The sequence below is a fragment of the Sorangium sp. So ce394 genome (genome assembly GCF_051474665.1).
Lineage (GTDB): Bacteria > Myxococcota_A > Polyangia > Polyangiales > Polyangiaceae > Sorangium > Sorangium cellulosum_D.
The window spans coordinates 4,080,439-4,097,126 of sequence record NZ_CP150339.1; the positions used below are offsets into that span (position 1 = coordinate 4,080,439).

Annotated in this window: 9 protein-coding genes; 5 read left to right on the forward strand and 4 right to left on the reverse strand. The window is 71.3% G+C overall.

The genetic code is table 11. From position 1 onward, the window contains the following. Positions 1-348 precede the first annotated feature (348 nt). Complete coding sequence (locus tag WMF33_RS15220) at positions 349-1,485, reverse strand: hypothetical protein (RefSeq protein ID WP_437337800.1); 1,137 nt, start codon at positions 1,483-1,485, stop codon at positions 349-351. 250 nt (positions 1,486-1,735) lie between these two features. On the opposite strand from WMF33_RS15220, the gene WMF33_RS15225 reads away from it, so the two are divergent. The 3 genes from WMF33_RS15225 to WMF33_RS15235 all read left to right on the forward strand — a co-directional run bounded on the left by WMF33_RS15225 (position 1,736) and on the right by WMF33_RS15235 (position 5,281). After that, on the forward strand, positions 1,736-3,340 hold the full coding sequence (locus tag WMF33_RS15225; RefSeq protein WP_437337801.1) for a YifB family Mg chelatase-like AAA ATPase: 1,605 nt from the start codon (positions 1,736-1,738) through the stop codon (positions 3,338-3,340). A gap of 156 nt (positions 3,341-3,496) precedes the next feature. Further along, entirely contained in the window at positions 3,497-4,525 is a 1,029-nt protein-coding gene (gene recA, locus WMF33_RS15230; protein WP_437337802.1) for a recombinase RecA, read from the forward strand. Between the two features lie 279 nt (positions 4,526-4,804). After that, the gene (locus WMF33_RS15235; RefSeq protein ID WP_061627762.1) at positions 4,805-5,281 is read left to right on the forward strand and encodes a single-stranded DNA-binding protein; all 477 of its coding nucleotides are present in this window, start codon (positions 4,805-4,807) and stop codon (positions 5,279-5,281) included. Positions 5,282-5,531: 250 nt separating this feature from the next. Here the strand turns inward: WMF33_RS15235 and WMF33_RS15240 are convergent, their stop codons facing one another. Beyond that, positions 5,532-7,052: a serine/threonine protein kinase gene (locus WMF33_RS15240; protein WP_437337803.1), complete on the reverse strand. Its 1,521-nt coding sequence runs from the start codon at positions 7,050-7,052 to the stop codon at positions 5,532-5,534. Positions 7,053-7,797: 745 nt separating this feature from the next. On the opposite strand from WMF33_RS15240, the gene WMF33_RS15245 reads away from it, so the two are divergent. Together WMF33_RS15245 and WMF33_RS15250 are read left to right on the forward strand one after the other, a co-directional pair. Further along, complete coding sequence (locus WMF33_RS15245; protein WP_437337804.1) at positions 7,798-8,274, forward strand: PEGA domain-containing protein; 477 nt, start codon at positions 7,798-7,800, stop codon at positions 8,272-8,274. Positions 8,275-8,526: 252 nt separating this feature from the next. Beyond that, a complete protein-coding gene (locus WMF33_RS15250) occupies positions 8,527-13,335 on the forward strand; it encodes an nSTAND1 domain-containing NTPase (RefSeq protein WP_437337805.1) in 4,809 nt (1,602 codons plus the stop codon). 178 nt (positions 13,336-13,513) lie between these two features. Here the strand turns inward: WMF33_RS15250 and WMF33_RS15255 are convergent, their stop codons facing one another. After that, positions 13,514-14,119, reverse strand: a complete 606-nt coding sequence (locus WMF33_RS15255) for a hypothetical protein (RefSeq protein WP_437337806.1) — start codon at positions 14,117-14,119, stop codon at positions 13,514-13,516. Positions 14,120-14,709: 590 nt separating this feature from the next. Further along, positions 14,710-16,128 (reverse strand): sigma 54-interacting transcriptional regulator, encoded by a 1,419-nt coding sequence (locus tag WMF33_RS15260; protein ID WP_437337807.1) that lies wholly within the window; start codon positions 16,126-16,128, stop codon positions 14,710-14,712. Positions 16,129-16,688 lie beyond the last annotated feature (560 nt).

A 16,688-nucleotide genomic window follows, 5' to 3' on the forward strand; every position in this document is an offset into this window, starting at 1 on the left:
CGCGTCCTCCTGCGCGGGCCGGGCGATCGCGGCTGCGGGGCGGGCGGTCAGGGGCCGCTCCCCCTCGCCGGATCGCCCCCGCCGGGGCACCATGGCAGCGCATTCGTTCTGGCTCGGACCCTCCCTGTGCTCTGCGCGCAGCCGTGTCAATGAGGGAGCTCGCGCACGCGCGTAAGGCGCGACGGCGGAGGCTTCGGGCATGCGTGCCGGGCAGCAGTCCGCCCGCGCGGGGAGGGCGCAACGCCGCGTGCGTGCGCACGCAGGGTGAGCGCGTCCAGGACCTCCAGTGCCGACGGCGGCCAGCGGCCGGTGGCCCGCGGATGCCGGCCGGGGAAGCCGGCGCGTTCGTTACGACGCCCGCGTCGGCTTCCGCGGGGTCGGCGACGTACGCCCCTTCCGCTCCGGGACGCGCGAGCGATTCCCCGGGATCGAGCGCTGTGCCGCCCTGGCCGGTTCCGGCGCGAACACCTCGCTCACGGAGGCGGCCGTTGCGGCGCGGGCGATCCATCGATCGAGCTCCGCCGGGACTGTGCAGGCCTTGACGTGAGCGCGCTCCTCAGCCGTCAGCGACAGGCCGCGCGCGTCGAGCACGGCGAGCAGGGCCTCCTGCATGCCCTCGATCTTGCCCTCGATCCTGCCCTCCGCCTTGCCCGCGGCTCTCCCGCGCTTTTCAAAGAAGAGCCGGAAACGCCGAGACGCTTGGGTTTCAGGGACTTTGCTCGGATCCATGGCCAGCTCCCTGAGCGAGGCGAGCATGGCGTCGCTCAGCACGGCCAGGATCGCACGCGCCTGCGCGTCTCGCAACGGCTCGTCGGCGAGGTGCTGCTCGGTGAGCTCCAAGGCGCGCACCACGACCCTGCGCGCAGCGGGCCCGTGGCGGTGGTGCACGGCCCAGGCGGCGAAGAGCGCGAGCTCCGGATGCGCCGGATCGAGCAGCGCCTCGACGCGCCGACCCGAAAGGAGCAGCACCCGCGGCGTCAGCTCGAAACGCGTGCCGAGCTCGCCGCGAAAGCGCGCGGCCCGCTTCGCCCACGAGGCTACGCGGCGGCTGGCCGTGATCACGATCACCTCGCCCATCGCCTTCTCCTGATGGACGAGCACGCTGACCGCCAGCGGCCAGCTCCTCCGCTTGCGCTCATCGATGGAGTTCTGGATCTCGACCATCACCCACCCCGGCCGCCGCGAACGCAGGAGCAGGTCCGGACGAACCTCGATGGCCCTGGTGAAACGCACGGTGGCATCGACCGCCTCGGCCGGCGTGCCGAACGAGCTACCGGTGATCCGCTGGAAGAGGTCGGCGAGCAGCGCTGGACGGTCCCGCAGCGCGACGATGAGCACCTCGTGCGGTGTTCCCGGCATGCGCTCCTCTCTACTCGACGCGAGAAGAGTTGGCGAGGCATCAAGTCGGGAGATCGATGCTCGTCTGATGAGGCCCGCCGACCCACCGGAGCATTCGTGAGAACCTTTCTTGCTATTCCTGACCAAGCACGCCTGGCGCACGTAATGAGGTGCCGAGCGCGCCAGGCGCTGCCTGCCTGAGGAACCGAGAGCGGCCGTGTCGACCTGCCGCGAACCCAACGTGGGTGTGCCGGGGGGAGGGGCCCGCGAGCGCCTCGGTCCCGGCGCCCCTGGCGGCCGCCACCCCCTCCGCCGCATCCGCCACCCCTGGCTGCCCGTAAGTCCCTGAAATTGCGTGCGTCCCTGCCTGGCACGCCGTTCGCGAAAGGGCTCGGACATGCAGGCCACGGCGCTCACGTTTTCGCTGCTCGGGCTCGACGCCCACCCCATCCGCGTGGAGGTCGACTCCGGCCGCGGCCCCTCGTTCTTTCAGATGGTGGGCCTCGCCGAGGCGAGCGTCCGAGAGAGCCGCGTGCGCGTCCGCGCCGCGCTCCAGCAACTCGGCGTCGAGCTCGACGAATATGTGATCACCGTGAACCTCGCCCCGGCAGACCTCAAGAAGAGCGGCGGCGCGTACGACCTCGCGATCGCCATCGCCGCGCTCGCCGCGCTCGGCAAGGTCCCGGCCGGAGGGCTCGATCAGATCGGCTTGCTCGGCGAGCTCTCGTTGAGCGGCGCGGTGCGCCCTGTGCGCGGCGTGCTGCCGGCGCTGCGCGGCGCGGCGGAGCAGGGGATCCTGCGCGCGATCGTGCCTCACGGCAACGCGCGCGAGGCGGCGAGCGTGGCCGGCGTCGACGTCTTCATCGCCGAGCACCTCGGCCAGGTCATCGCGCACCTCCGCGGCAACAAGGCCCTCCCCGGCGCCGGCTCCGTGGCCACGGTCGTCGCCGAGCCCAGCGCCGCGGCGGTGGATCTCGCCGAGGTCCGCGGCCAGCACGGGGCGCGCCGCGCGCTCGAGATCGCGGCCGCCGGCGGACACAACCTCATCATGCTGGGCCCGCCGGGCAGCGGAAAGACCATGCTGGCTCGCCGACTGCCCACGATCATGCCGCCCATGTCCTACGAGGAGGCGCTCGACATCACGGCGATCCACTCGGTCGCCGGGCTGCTCTCCCCGGACCGGGGCCTCGTCGCGGCGCGCCCCTTCCGCGCCCCGCACCACACCGTGAGCGCCGCGGGCCTCGTCGGCGGCGGCGATCCGATCCGCCCGGGCGAGGTCTCCCTGGCCCACCATGGTTGCCTGTTCCTCGACGAGCTCCTCGAGTTCCGCCGCGGCGTCCTCGAGGCCCTCCGCGAGCCCCTCGAGGAGGGCACGGTCGCCCTCTGTCGCGCGCGCGCCCGCGTCGTCTTCCCCGCGCGTCCGATCCTGGTCGCCGCCATCAACCCTTGTCCCTGCGGCTTCTACGGGGATCGCGGGAATCGCTGCGTCTGCTCCCTCGACCGCGTGCGCGCCTACCGCGCGCGGCTGAGCGGGCCGCTGCTCGATCGCATCGATCTGCACATCGCGTTGCCTCCGGTCGACGTCGCTCACCTGTGCGCGCCGCTCGGGACGGCGATGGACGACGGCCGGGCGCCCTTGCACGCGCCCGAGAGCTCGGCCGCGGTGCGGGCGCGCGTGGTCGAGGCCCGGGCCGCGCAGCGCGCGCGCTTCGAGGCGGGGGAGGTCGCGGCGACGCACAACGCCGAGCTCGGCCCGCGGGATCTCGCGCGCGTGGCCATGCCGGACGTCTCCGGGGCGCGCGTGCTCGCGTCGGCCGTGGAGCGGCTCGGCCTCTCGGCGCGGGCGTACACCAAGGTGTTGCGGGTCGCCCGGACGCTCGCCGACATGGACAGGAGCGCTGCCGTGCGCGCGGCGCACGTGGCCGAGGCGATCGGCGCGCGGCTGTTCGACCGCGAGGCCGCGTCCGGGCCTCCGCCCGTCACCGCCGCGGCGGGCGCCTGAGCCTGCCGCGCGACCCAAGATCATCGCGCCTGCAGCGACGCAGGCGCGATCGCGGCCGCCCCGACGGCCGCGTCGAATCGGCTGTTCGCGCGCTCGGGGGCGCGCACGCGAAGCACGCGACACGCAACGAAGGCACGTTGAAAGGAAGAGACCAAGATGATGACCGAGATCGCTGAGAAGCTCCGCACCGTGAAGACCGTCGTCGGCACCATCGAGAAGCAGTTCGGGAAGGGGGCGATCATGTCGTTGAACGATGAGAACGAGACCAGGGACATCGGCCTGATCCGGACCGGCTCGCTGTCGCTGGACGCGGCGCTCGGGATCGGCGGCTACCCGCGCGGGCGGATCGTGGAGATCTACGGCCCGGAGTCGTCGGGGAAGACCACGCTCACGCTCCACGCGATGCGGGAGGCGCAGCGGGCGGGCGGGGTCGCCGCGTTCATCGACGCCGAGCACGCGTTCGACGTCACGTATGCGCGCTCGGTCGGCGTCGACATCGACCGGCTCCTCGTCTCGCAGCCGGACAACGGCGAGCAGGCGCTGGAGATCGTCGAGATGCTCGCGCGCTCGAGCGCGGTCGACGTGATCGTCGTCGACTCGGTGGCTGCGCTCACGCCCAAGGCCGAGATCGAGGGCGACATGGGCGAGTCGCACATGGGCCTCCAGGCGCGGCTGATGAGCCAGGCGCTGCGGAAGCTCACGGGGATATGCCACCGGACGGACACGACGCTCATCTTCATCAACCAGCTCCGGCAGAAGATCGGCGTCGTCTTCGGCAACCCCGAGGTGACGACCGGCGGCAACGCGCTCAAGTTCTACGCGAGCGTGCGGCTCGACGTGCGTCGGGTGGGGCCGGTGAAGGTGAGCGACGAGGCCATAGGGTCGAGGACACGTGTCAAGGTGGTAAAGAACAAAATGGCTCCGCCCTTCCGAGAGGCCGAGTTCGACATCCGCTGGGGCGCTGGCATCGACGGCGCGGCGGACCTCATCGACTTCGCGTGCCAGCTCGGGGTGGTGGAGAAGAGCGGCGCGCACCTGTCGTTCGCGGGCGAGCACATCGGGCAGGGGAGGGAGCGCGCCCGCGAGGCGCTGATCGGCAAGCCGACGCTGGCCACGTCGCTCCGCGCGGCCGTCGACGCGGCCGCGCCGGCGCGGCCCGGCGCCAGCGCGGCGATGGATGCGTGAGCCCGAGCGGGCGGCGCGCCGGCGGCCCGGGGCTGCCGGGCGCCGCCCGCTCGGGTCGAACGACGGTTTGCTCACGGGGAGACACCGCGCCTCGTGGAGAGAGGCGCGAGGCAGCAGGAGATCCCGATGGACGGCGCTCGAGCGATATCGAGCGACGGGTGACAGCGGAATGCGACAGCCAACTACGTGATCGACAGCAAACCACGTAATCGACAGCAGACGACAAGAAACGACAGCAAACGACTACGACGACAACAACATCACGATCTGGAGCGCATCATGAACGACGGAATGAACAAGGTGATCCTCATGGGCAATCTCGGCTCGGATCCGGAGCTGCGCTACACCGGCAACGGCACGCCGGTGCTCCAGCTGCGCATGGCGACGAACGAGTCGTTCGTCGACAAGAACAAGGAGCCCAAGGAGCGCACCGAGTGGCACAACATCGTGTTCTGGGGGCCGCGCGCCGAGGCGCTCGCGAAGGTGCTGACCAAGGGCGACGGCGTGCTGATCGAGGGCGGGCTGCGGACGTCGAGCTACGAGAAGGACGGGATCCGGCGCTACCGCACCGAGGTGATCGCGCGGGAGCTCCGCTTCACCGGGCGCCGGTCCATGGCGCAGCCGCCGCCCGGGCTGGAGGACGACGGCGAGGCGACGCAGCCCGGGGCCGCGGTGCCGGCCACCGCGCGGCCCGGGAAGAACGGCGCGCGGGGGCGGCCGCCGGAGGTGCCTGCGCTGGATGAGCTGCCGTACTGAGGGCGGAGAGACGGGCGAGGCGGCTGGGTGAAGCCGCCTCGCGGCGCTCCCAGTACGCCTCGCCGCCTATCTCACCTAACCCAGCCGGGCACGCGATGACGCGCTCGCCCCGATGGACCGGGGAATCTCCGCGAGGGCGAGGACAGAGTTCCCGCACCCGTCGCAACCCGGCCGCTGCGCGCGTCGTCGTCGACGCCGTTGCGCGGAGCACCAGCGACTACTCGAATTTCTTCGGGACGAGCGGGGAGGATTAGGGCGCGCGCTTCGGAGGGCTGGAGCCGTTCGGCGCCGCGGCGCTCGTCGAGGCGAGGGACGGCGCGGTCGATGCGTCTTCCGTTCCATCCTTGCGAGGCGCTTGTGGCAGCTCGAGCTTGGTCGGATGCGCGCCGAACTCCGTCACCGCGACGTCCGCGACGATCTCCACCTCGCCCTTGAAGACGCGAACCCGGCGCATGCTGCCCAGCTCGCCCTCGAGCTCGAGGATGCCGTCCCGCATCGTCGCGGGGCGCCCATCGATCTCCACCGAAGCGTCGGCGGGCAGCACCACCAGGTTGACGCGGCGTCTGGGCGCGGGCTGCTCGGCTGTCGCTTGCGGTGACGCCTGGGAGGCGCCGCCCTGCGCGAAGCCGTTGACAGCTCGAACCACGGTGTAGGCGCCGAGGCTCCCAGCGAGCAACACGCTGATCCCGGCCGCGTGCCACATGCGACGCCACGCCAGCCCGTTCGGCTGCGGCGCCGCGGCTGCTGCGGGGGGCTCAGGGATGGTGTTGCTCGACGTGAGCGTCGTTGTATTCACGTCGCGGGCGGTCACACCGATGGTCGTCGCGATGTCGGGTCGGTCGGCCACCATCGCGCGCTCGGTCTCGGTGAGGGGAACGAGCATGCTCTCGTCGATGGTGAGATCCCCGTCGAGCAGCGGTAGGATCGCCTTGAGCATCGCGGCGGCGCTCGGGTAGCGCCGCTCCCGGTCGTGCTGGAGCGCCGTGTGCACGATCCTGGAGATCTCGGGCGAGACCCACGGCGCGAAGTCCTGCACGGGCGGGGGCGGCTCCTGCACGAGCGCGGCGATGAGCTCGACGAACGCCTCGATATGTTCATGCGGCGTGCGGCCTGCGAGGGCGCGGTAGAGGACGATCCCGAGCGACCAGATGTCGGTCCTGTGGTCCATCTCTCTGCGCCCCCGCGCCTGCTCCGGCGACATGTACCGCGGGGTCCCGAGCATGGTCCCTGTCTGGGTGAGGCCCGTCGACGGGTCCTCGGAGCCGTGGGGCCGCCTGATCTTGGCGATGCCGAAGTCGAGCAGCTTGACCGTGATCGTCGGCTCTCCCTCGCGGCGCGCGAGGAACAGGTTGGCCGGCTTGATGTCCCGGTGCATGACGCCGGCCTCGTGCGCCTTCTGCAGGCCCACGCACGTCTGCGCGACGATCCGGAGGGCGAGGGGCGGCGGCAGCGGGCCGAGCCGGCCGAGGAGCTGGCCGAGGTCTTCGCCGCGGAGCAGCTCGATGACCATGAAGGGCGCGCCGCTCTCCGCGTCCTTGCCGCTGTCGAGCACGCGCGCGATGTGGTCGGTGTCGATGCCGCCGGCGACCCTCGCCTCGCGCTCGAACCGCCCGATGGCGGAGCCGCTGCGCTCCGCGCGCTCCGGGTTGATGAGCTTCACGGCGACGCGCCGCTTCTCGGCGAGGTCCTCGGCCTCGTAGACCGCCCCCATCCCCCCCTCGCCGAGCAGCGAGCCCAGCAGGTACCTACCGTTGAGCGTTCTGGCGTTCATAACCGCAGCGTTCTCGAAGGTGCTCTACCGTGGTGCGGTCGCTCATTCTGCGCCGTACGGGCCGCAGTCGTCCCGTCAGGAAGCTTATATACCACGGGCTCGGCGCGTTCACGAGCCCTCTCACGCGGCGCGCGCGGTCGTGGAGCGCCGGCGCGCCGGCGCGCATGGCGTCTGAAAAAGACGCGTAGAGTCATCAGGTTAGCCGGTCAGTTGGACGCGTGTACCCAGCGGAGGGCGCCTGCGTCCGTGGCGCCTGAGAGCGAGCCGGAAACGGCTGCTGGGCCGCGGGTCGACCCGCGCGAAGGGGCGGCGTTAAGGCGCCACGAGCGCTCCGCGGGGCTGCGCGCCGCACTCCGAAGATGCGCCGGAAGAGATCAAGGAGGTATCCCAAAGGCGTAAGGAGCATCCTTGCGCGGATGGGTCCGGTCGCGTCGGTGTAGCATCGTTTCGCAAGCGCCGTGATTGATCCGGCGCTGCCGCTGCATTATCGCTTTGCGCTTCACGACGGTTCCGAACGATGCTCCGCCGCTCCCTTTTCGCCTGGGCCTGCGCGGCCCTCTTGACGCTGGAGCTTGTGTCGGCGCCGCTCGCCGCCCAGCCTTCCGCGCGTCGCGTGGCGCCGCCGACGGTGCCGCCTCTAGGCGGTGGTGTCGCGGTCGCGGCGCCGAGCGCGCCGGTGCCTGCGCCATACGAGACCGGCGCGAGGGAGGAGGCGGAGGGGCGTTTTCGACGGGGGCGTCGCCTCTTGCTGGAGGGCGCGTGGGACGCCGCGCTCGCGGAGTTTCTCGAGTCGAGGCGGCTCTACGCGACCTGGAGCGCCACCTCGAGCGCCGGTGCCTGCCTGATGAACCTCGGGCGCTTCGATGAGGCGCTCGAGGGGCTGCTTGCGACGTACGGGGACACTCTCCCGGCCGCTGTCAAGACCGCAGCACAAAAGGCGGTGCTCGCGCTCCGTGACGGGGGCGGGACGATCGCGCTCGTCAGGGCCGAGCCGGGCGCAGCCGTCGTGATCGACGAACGAGCTCGCGGGGCACATCCGTCGGCCGCGCCGCTGAGCGTCGTTGCGGGTACCCCCGTGGTCCGCATTTCCAAGGACAGGTTCGAGCCGTTCGAGAGCGCCGCATCGGTGGCTGGCGGTCAAACGACGAGCGTGGTTGCGCGCCGCTCGTCGCGTCCGGCCGGCAGCGCGTCGCGGAGCGGAGAGGCAGGGCGCTCGCCGTGATGGTGGATGGTTCGAGGTGGGCACGACGCCGTGGGAAGGGCCGATCGCGGTCGGCGATCACACGGTGGTCCTGCGCGGCGAGGACAGCTCGAAGTGGGTTTTGGTTTGTGGCGTCGATATGTAGATGACGAATATTGGTTCGCTTCGATGGCTCATTGTTAATCTGGATTCTGTGTGTTCAGGTCTCTTTGCGGCTTGTCATGGATACCATTGGATAGGATGGGGACTTGCTCCCTGAGCATCGTGAGCAATATGTCGAAGCATTCCGAAGCCCCGAACGCTCGCGTCGACACACTCACCGGAATTGTCCACGCGATGCGGCGCGCGAGCCACGTGGCGCAGCCAGCCCCGCAGGACAACCCGACTCCTCGCGCACCGGACGCGCCTCTCGAGCCCCCCGCCGCACCGGTCACCACCGCTGTCGTTGCAGATTCAGCCGGCGCTCCGCAAGCCAGCAGCACGATCGCGGCGGGCTCTGTCATCCGCCATTACGAGCTCATCCGTGCTCTCGGCAGCGGCGGCATGGGAACCGTGTTCCTCGCCCGCGATACGCGCCTCGGTCGCCTCGTGGCCATCAAAGTCCTCCTCAAGCACAGCGGCGAGCGCGCGCAGCGTTTTCTGATCGAGGCGCGCGCCACCGCGCACATCAGCCATGAGAACATCGTCGTGATCCACGAGCTCGGCGAGCACGACGGCCGGCCCTACATGGTGCTCGAGTACATCAAGGGCAAGACGCTGAGCGAGCTCCTCAACAAACAACGCGATGGCCTGGACGGCGAGCGGGACGAGGAGGACGCCGAGGCGCCCCCCTCGGCGCCGGCCGCCGCCGGCCTGCCGCCGGGCCGCGCCGTCGAGCTGATGATCCCGGTCGTCCGCGCGCTGGTCTGCGCTCACGAGCGCGGCATCGTCCACCGCGATCTGAAGCCGTCCAACATCATGATCAGCGATACGGGCACGGTGAAGGTGCTCGATTTCGGTCTCGCCAAGCTGCTGGGCGCGCGCGACGGAGAGCGCGACGGCGCCGCCGACGTCGCGCTCGCGGAGACCTTGCTCGACGATGACGCCAACGCCCTCGTGCTGACCGGCGCCGGCGCCCGGCTCGGAACCGCGCCGTACATGTCGCCGGAGCAATGGGGCGGGGGCCCCGTGGATCACCGCACCGACATCTGGGCGGCCGGCATCCTGCTGGCCAAGCTCGTGCTCGGCCGGCATCCGCTCTCGCCGCTGTCGCTCTACGAGCTGTCCACGATCGCCCGCCTCAATGTCCCCATGCCGAGCCTCCGCGAGATGCGCCCGGACCTCGGCAAGCTGACCTCGATCATCGATCGATGCCTGATCAAGCGGCGAGAGGACCGGCTCGGAAGCGCCCGCGAGCTGCTCGCCGAGCTCGAAGCGCTCGCGCCAGCGTGGTCGAGGCCCTCCGCGGGCGAGGAGCACAACCCCTACGCTGGCTTGGCCGCGTTCCAGGAGAGCGACGCGTCGCGCTTCTTCGGCCGCGCCCGGTCGGTCGCCGAGGTGGTCGCGCGGCTCGCCGAGCAGCCGCTCATCGCCGTGGTGGGGCCGTCGGGGGCAGGGAAGTCGTCGTTCGTGCGCGCCGGCGTGATCCCCGCGCTGGGCCGCACGGGCGAGGCGTGGGAGTCCTTCACCATTCGCCCGGGCGCTCATCCCCTGGCCGCCCTGGCCGAGCTGCTGCTCGCCCGCGAGTTCGAGACGTCGACGCAGGACGCCGCCCGCCCCGCGCGCGACGCGTCCGCCCCGGGAGGCAAGGACCGCGAGGGGCTCATCGCGAAGCTGCGCGCGGAGCCGGGGTTCCTGGGCGCGCAGCTCCGCGCGCGGGCTCGGCGCAAGCTCAAGCGCGCCGTGCTCTTCGTCGATCAGTTCGAGGAGCTCTACACGCTGGCGCGGGGCGGCGAGCGAGAGCGCGCCGCGTTCTATGCGTGCCTCGCCGGCGTGGCCGACGACCCGGGCTCGCCGCTCCGCGTGCTGCTCACGCTGCGCTCGGACTTCCTCGACCTCGTCGCCGAGGCGCACGCCGCCACGACCGGGTTGAACCGCGGGCTCATGCTGCTGTCGCCCATGGACCGCGAGGGGCTGCGCGAGGCGCTGCTGCGGCCGCTCGAGGCGGTGGAGCATCGGTTCGAGCCGCCGGAGCTGGTCGAGGAGATGCTCGACGAGCTGGAGCACACCGCGGGCGCGCTGCCGCTGCTCTCGTTCACCGCGGCCAAGCTGTGGGAGCAGCGCGATCGGGCGCGGCGCGCCTTGACCGAGGCGAGCTACCGGCGGATGGGCGGCGTCGCCGGGACGCTCGCCGGCCATGCCGACGCGGTGCTCGACGCCATGTCGTCCAGCGAGCGGACGCTGGCGCGTGCGGCGCTGCTCCGGCTCGTGACCCCCGAGCGGACACGGGCCCTGTGCACGCTGGGCGAGCTGTGTGAGCTCTCCGCGGTGCCGTCGGACCGGGATCGGGTCCTGAGCCGCCTCATCGACGCCCGGCTGCTGACGGTCGAGGGCGGCGGTGCGGCCGAGGCGACGGTGGAGATCGTGCACGAGTCGCTGATCGAGGCCTGGCCGACGCTGGCGCGGTGGGTGGCCGAGAGCCAGGAGGACGCGGCGTTCCTGTCGCGGCTCCGCAGCGCGGCCGCGCAGTGGGAGGCGAGCGGCCGGTCTGAAGGTCTGCTCTGGCGCGGGCAGGCGGCGGCGGACGCGAAGCGCTGGCGCGCGCGGTACTCCGGCGAGCTCGCGCTCGGAGAGGAGCGCTACCTGAAGGCGGTGATCGCGCTGGCCCAGCGCGCGCGGCGCCGGCGCTGGAGGATCGCGATGGGCGCGATAGGAGGGCTCGCGACGGCCGCCGTGGCGGTGTCGTACCTCGCGGTGCGCGCCGATCGAGCGGCGAAATGGGCGCACGAGGAGGCCGCGATGGCCGCGCGGCAGGCTGCGCGCGCGGACCAGGAGGCGGAGCGCGCGCAGGCCGAGGCGCGGCAGGCGCGCAATGCGACGCGCATCGCGGCGGCGCGCGAGCAGCAGGCGGATCCGACGACGGCGCTCGCGTTGCTGCGCGAGGTGGAGCCGCCGGAGGTGCCGCGAGGGTGGTCCGAGCTCTCGCGCGGAGCGCTGCAGGCCGGGGTCGCCCGGGTGGTGCTCACGCATCCGGAGGCCGTCCTGGGAACGGCGTTCAGCCCCGATGGGAAGCGCATCGTCTCCGCGTGCTTCGACAACATCGCGCGCGTGTGGAACGCCGACGGCACGGGCGAGCCCCTGGCGCTCCGCGGCCACGAGGATCGGGTCTGGTCGGCGGCGTTCAGCCCCGACGGCAAGCGCATCGTCACGGCGTCTTTCGACAAGACGGCGCGCGTGTGGAGCGCCGACGGCACGGGCGAGCCGCTGGTGCTCCGTGGTCACGCCGATCGGATCCATTCCGCGGCGTTCAGCGCCGACGGCGAGCGCATCGTGACCGCGTCCTTCGACCACACCGTGCGTATATGGAGCGCCGATGGTGCGGGCGAGCCCCTGGTGCTTCGCGGTCACGCGGCCGGAGTCTACTCTGCGGCGTTCAGCCCGGATGGCAAGCGCATCGTCTCCTCATCGCATGACAAGACGGCGCGCGTGTGGAGCGCTGATGGTGCGGGCGAGCCCCTGGTGCTCCGCGGTCACGCCGGCGCGGTCTACTCTGCGGCGTTCAGCCCGGATGGGAGGCGTATTGTCACCGCATCGTGGGACAAGACGGCGCGGGTGTGGAGCGCCGACGGCACGGGCGAGCCGCTGGTACTTCGCGGCCACGAGGCGGGGGTCTACTCTGCGGCGTTCAGCCCGGATGGTAAGCGTATCGTCACGACGTCATGGGACAAGACGGTGCAGCTGTGGAGCGCTGACGGCAAAGGTGATCTCCTGGTGCTCCGAGGGCACGAGGATGGTATCTATTCAGCGAAATTCAGCGCTGATGGGACGAGCATCGTCAGCGCATCATGGGACAAGACGGCACGCGTGTGGAGTGTCGATGGCACAGGCGATCTCCTCGTGCTCCGCGGTCACGAGGCCGGGGTCTATGCGGTGGCGTTCAGCGCCGACGGCAAGAGCATCGTCAGCGCCTCGGCGGACAAGACGGCGCGCGTGTGGCGCACGGGCGATACGCGTGCTTCTCTGGTTCTTCGCGGTCACGACGATCGGATCTATTCGGCGGCATTCAGCCCTGACGGCAAGCGGATCATCACCGGGTCATGGGACAAGACGGCGCGTATCTGGAGCGCCGACGCTACGGGCGAGCCGCTGGTGCTCCGCGGTCATGCGGATGGCGTCTATTCCACAGGATTCAGCCCAGACGGCAAGCGGGTCGTCACGGCGTCGTGGGACAAGACGGCGCGCGTGTGGAGCGCCGACGGTACGGGCGAGCCGGTGGTGCTGCGCGGTCATGAGGAACGGGTCAACTCGGCTGCGTTCAGCCCTGACGGCAAGCGGGTCGTCACGGCGTCGTGGGACAGGACGGCGCGCGTGTGGAGCGCCGACGGCACGGGTGAGCCGGTAGTGCTGCGCGGTCATGAGGAACGGGTCAACTCGGCCGCGTTCAGCCCTGACGGCAAGCGGGTCGTCACGGCGTCGTGGGACAGGACGGCGCGCGTTTGGAGCGCCGACGGCACGGGTGAGCCGGTAGTGCTGCGCGGCCACGACCACTGGGTCATCTCGGCTGCGTTCAGCCCTGACGGCAAGCATATCGTCACCGCATCTCAGGACAAGACCGTGCGGGTGTGGAACGCTGACGGTACGGGTGACCCCCTGGTCCTCCGCGGCGCCGGTATGGCGTACAACCACGCGGTGTTCAGCCCGGATGGGAAGAGCATCGCCGCCGCCTCCGATGACAATAGCGTATGGATATGGGCCGACCTCGACCCGCTTCGCGGCGTCGATGATCCCAGGCTGTGGACCGCGACCACCTACTGCATGTCCGTCGAGCGCAGGATCAAGATCCTGAACGTCCCCGAGGCCACCGCGCATGCTCAACAGGACGCATGCCTGCGCCGTGTCGAACAGGCTCGCGGGGCGGACTTCGCGCCTCCGGCGAATCCTTGAGGGGGCGCCGCCAGCGCTGGAGAGGCGCGCGGCCGGCGGGCTCTTCACCTGGTTACGAGCCCGCTCCCTCCCCGGGGGGCGAGCGCGGCGGGTAGCGTCCGAAGCGCGCGAGCCGGCGTCTCGCTGGGGATAGCCGTTCACGCGCGCCGCGGCTTCGCGGTGGAAGCGCGCGGGTGGCTCACCGCAATCTGCCGACGACGAGGGCGTGATCCGAGGTGGGATGATACACGGACGATGGGTCCTCGCTCCAGGTGTACCCCGCGATCTGCCCATCCTCGTCGGCGTAGAGGCGCATGACGCCCGCGCCTGCGCCGTCATGCCACGATCCGTCCGGATTTCGCCTGGTGTCGGTCTCCCCGTGGCCGGAGCTGCTCGAGTCGAGGATCTCGACCGCGTATTGTGCTGTTCCCGGCACGAGCGGCGCCGTCGGGGCGCGCTCCTCGGCCGGGCCCGCGAGGATGCCGACATGCCCTGAAGGCGCGCTCTCGTCCGGATGTTTCACCGCGAGGATGTCGCCGGCGGCGATCCGGCGCACGTCCCGTATCGCTCGAAACCCGATCTCCGCCGCGATCGTGTCGTGGTATCTAGCAGCGTTCGGGCTCGTGCTCCCGAACCACGCGTCGATGTCCGAGGTCGAGAAGCCATGGGCGTGTCGCAGCGTGTGCGTGACGAAGGTCCCGCACACGCTGCGGTTTTCGTACTCGTCGGCCCCGTCGACGCCCGCCCAGAGGACGTAGCTCGGGTTGCTTCCGTACTCGTTGCGCTCGGGCTCTATGTTATCCACCAGATCCCGGGCCCAAAGGACATGGCTCGGTACGGGGTCCGACCCGACGACGGGCGCCTCGGATGGAGATTCACATCCGATCAAGATGAGCGCGAGCAGGGCAAGGCGGGACTGCAGGCGCGATCGCTCGGAAAGCAGCGGCTTCACGTGACGATTCCTCCGGCTGAGCTGCGTGGTTCTCGCGGCTTCGCGCGACGCGGCCAGGGGCGAGCCTTGGGCCGACTGTGCCCGGCAGGGCGAGCGCGCGATCGCCAGCGCCCGGGAGGTGAGCAATCGCCGAGCCACGCGGCTACACGCGGCGTCGGGCCAGCTGCCAGAGGCTCGTGCCGCTCAGATCATCGAGGAATGCGCCTGGATGTGGAGCGCGGACCCGCCATGGGAAACTGGCCCTCGCGGCAGCTTCGCGGCGGCGCGTCCGACGACTTCCCGACAGATCGACGTCGCCCAGCCAGCTCGTCCCCGTAACTCAGGCGCAACAGGCGTAACAGGCGTAACAGGCCCAACGGGGGCCGCGGGGGCGCGCTGAGCTCCCGGTCAGGGCAGGGGGCTGAGCGGTACGCCGTCTGTCCCGCCGGACACGTCGCGTCAGCTCAGCGATCGTCGCTCGCCCGGAAGCTGTCCGGGTCGATCCCGTACCGCTTCAGCCAGCGGTGGATCTGCATGCGCTCCTTGCCCATCGCGCGCGCCACGGCCGCGATGTTGCCCTCGTGCTGCCGAAGGAGACCGAGGAGCGTATCGCGCCTGGCGTCGTCCTCGCTGCTCCGGGCAGCGGCGGCGCCGCCGAGGGCCTCCTGCAACTTCGACGGCAGGTGATCGAGCCCGATCTCTCGCTCGGCCCTGGCGAGCAGGATCGCCGAGGATACCGCCTTGTCCAACTCGCGGACGTTCCCAGGCCACCTGTGCTGAAGCAGCGCCCGCACCGCGCGAGGGCGGATCCGGAGCTCCCCGGCGAGCTCTGGATCGGCGCGGCGCAGGAGCGCCGCGAGCAGGAGGCCGAGGTCCTCCCGCCGGGCGCGCAGCGGCGGCAGCTCGACGCGGTGCCCGGTGAGCCGATTCAGCAGATCCGCCCGGAACCTGCCGTCCTCGACCATCCGGTCGAGCGGCTGGTGCGTCGCCGCGACCACCCGCAGATCCACGCGGAGCGCGCGCGTGGCCCCCACCGGGCGCACCTCGCGCTCCTGGAGCACCCGCAGCAGGACGGCCTGCGCCTGCGCTGGCATATCGCCGATCTCGTCAAGGAAGAGCGTCCCGCGATCGGAGGCGCGCACGAGGCCGGGGGTGTCCGCCACCGCGCTGGTAAAGGCTCCCTTGCGATGCCCGAAGAGCTCGTCCTCGATGAGCTCGCGCGGCAGCGCCGCGCTGTTGACCGGGACAAACTCGCCGGTGCGGCCCGAGAGCTCGTGGATCGCCCGTGCCAGGAGCTCTTTGCCGGTCCCGTTCTCTCCCTCGACGAGCACCGGGACGGTCGATTGCGCGATCAGCGAGAGCCGCGCGAAGATCCGGCCGAGAGCCGGCACCATGGTCGACAACCCGGGGACGGACGGCGGCAGGCTGGCGCCGTCGAGCAGCGAGGGTTCCCCCTCCTCGAGGGACACCGCCTCGCGGTAGATGAAGAAGGTGTAGCCGATCTCGATCACATCGCCGTCGACGAGCTCGGCGCGCGTCCGCTGGACGCCGTTGACGATACAACCGTTCCTGGAACCGAGGTCCTCGAGCTCCCATTGCCTCGTCGACCGCCGGAGGACAGCGTGCCTCGACGACATCCGTTGATCCTCGGAGCGGACCTCGAGGATGCGGCGCGCGCCCTCGTCTCGGCGCAAGAAGGCTCGCGGCCGGCCCCGGCCGACGACCACCTCGTCGAAGCCGTGGAGAGACATGCGTGCTGGCGGCGCGAGCGGACGATGGCTCTCGAGCACGAGGTAGAGATGCGGGCTGCTCGGGCGCTCCGAGAGCTCGCGGGACTCGGACGACGACGAGAGCGTGGTGCTGGTATCGCGAGCGCCTGGCACGAACCACTGCCTACCCAGTCGCGCTCACGCGGTCAATACGCGCGGGGGCATGCTGGGGCCGGTGCGCGGGGCGGCTGTTGCGGTCACGGAGCACCGGGCGCCAGACGGCGTATCCGCCGTCCGCCGGCTCTCGCCCGCAGCCGCGATCGCGATCTCGCCCCGCACGGACGCGAGGGGGCCCACGCGAGCGGCAACCGCCCCACTCGGGTGAGCCGTCCCGGTCCATCTCTCCCCCTGGGCCTAGCTCCTCTGCACCGGCCGCGGCGCCCCGCGCCGCTGCGAGACCGCAGCGGTGCCGCAGCGAAACGCCTTTCACATGGCCGCGCCGCACCCCGGCCGCCCCGCCATCGTCCGCCCCCCGGCGCGCCCTGGACGCGAGCCTCTCGGCCGCCTGGGGCGCGCGGCTCATCGTGAACGGCCTCTCGCCCCTCTCTCTCCTTGGGCCCCACCCCATCGCAGATGCATTGAGCCCCAGCGCTCAGCGAATCGAGTGTTGCTGGATTCCAGCGGGACGAGCTTCCGAGACCGATGCCTCACGACGCCGTCCCTCGCGGTCGCTG

Excerpts from the sequence above, each read along its gene's own strand:
- WMF33_RS15225 (WP_437337801.1), top strand. The coding sequence starts at position 1,736 with ATGCAGGCCACGGCGCTCACGTTTTCGCTGCTCGGGCTCGACGCCCAC.
- recA (WP_437337802.1), top strand. The coding sequence starts at position 3,497 with ATGATGACCGAGATCGCTGAGAAGCTCCGCACCGTGAAGACCGTCGTC.
- WMF33_RS15235 (WP_061627762.1), top strand. The coding sequence starts at position 4,805 with ATGAACGACGGAATGAACAAGGTGATCCTCATGGGCAATCTCGGCTCG.
- WMF33_RS15240 (WP_437337803.1), bottom strand. The coding sequence starts at position 7,052 with ATGAACGCCAGAACGCTCAACGGTAGGTACCTGCTGGGCTCGCTGCTC.
- WMF33_RS15250 (WP_437337805.1), top strand. The coding sequence starts at position 8,527 with ATGTCGAAGCATTCCGAAGCCCCGAACGCTCGCGTCGACACACTCACC.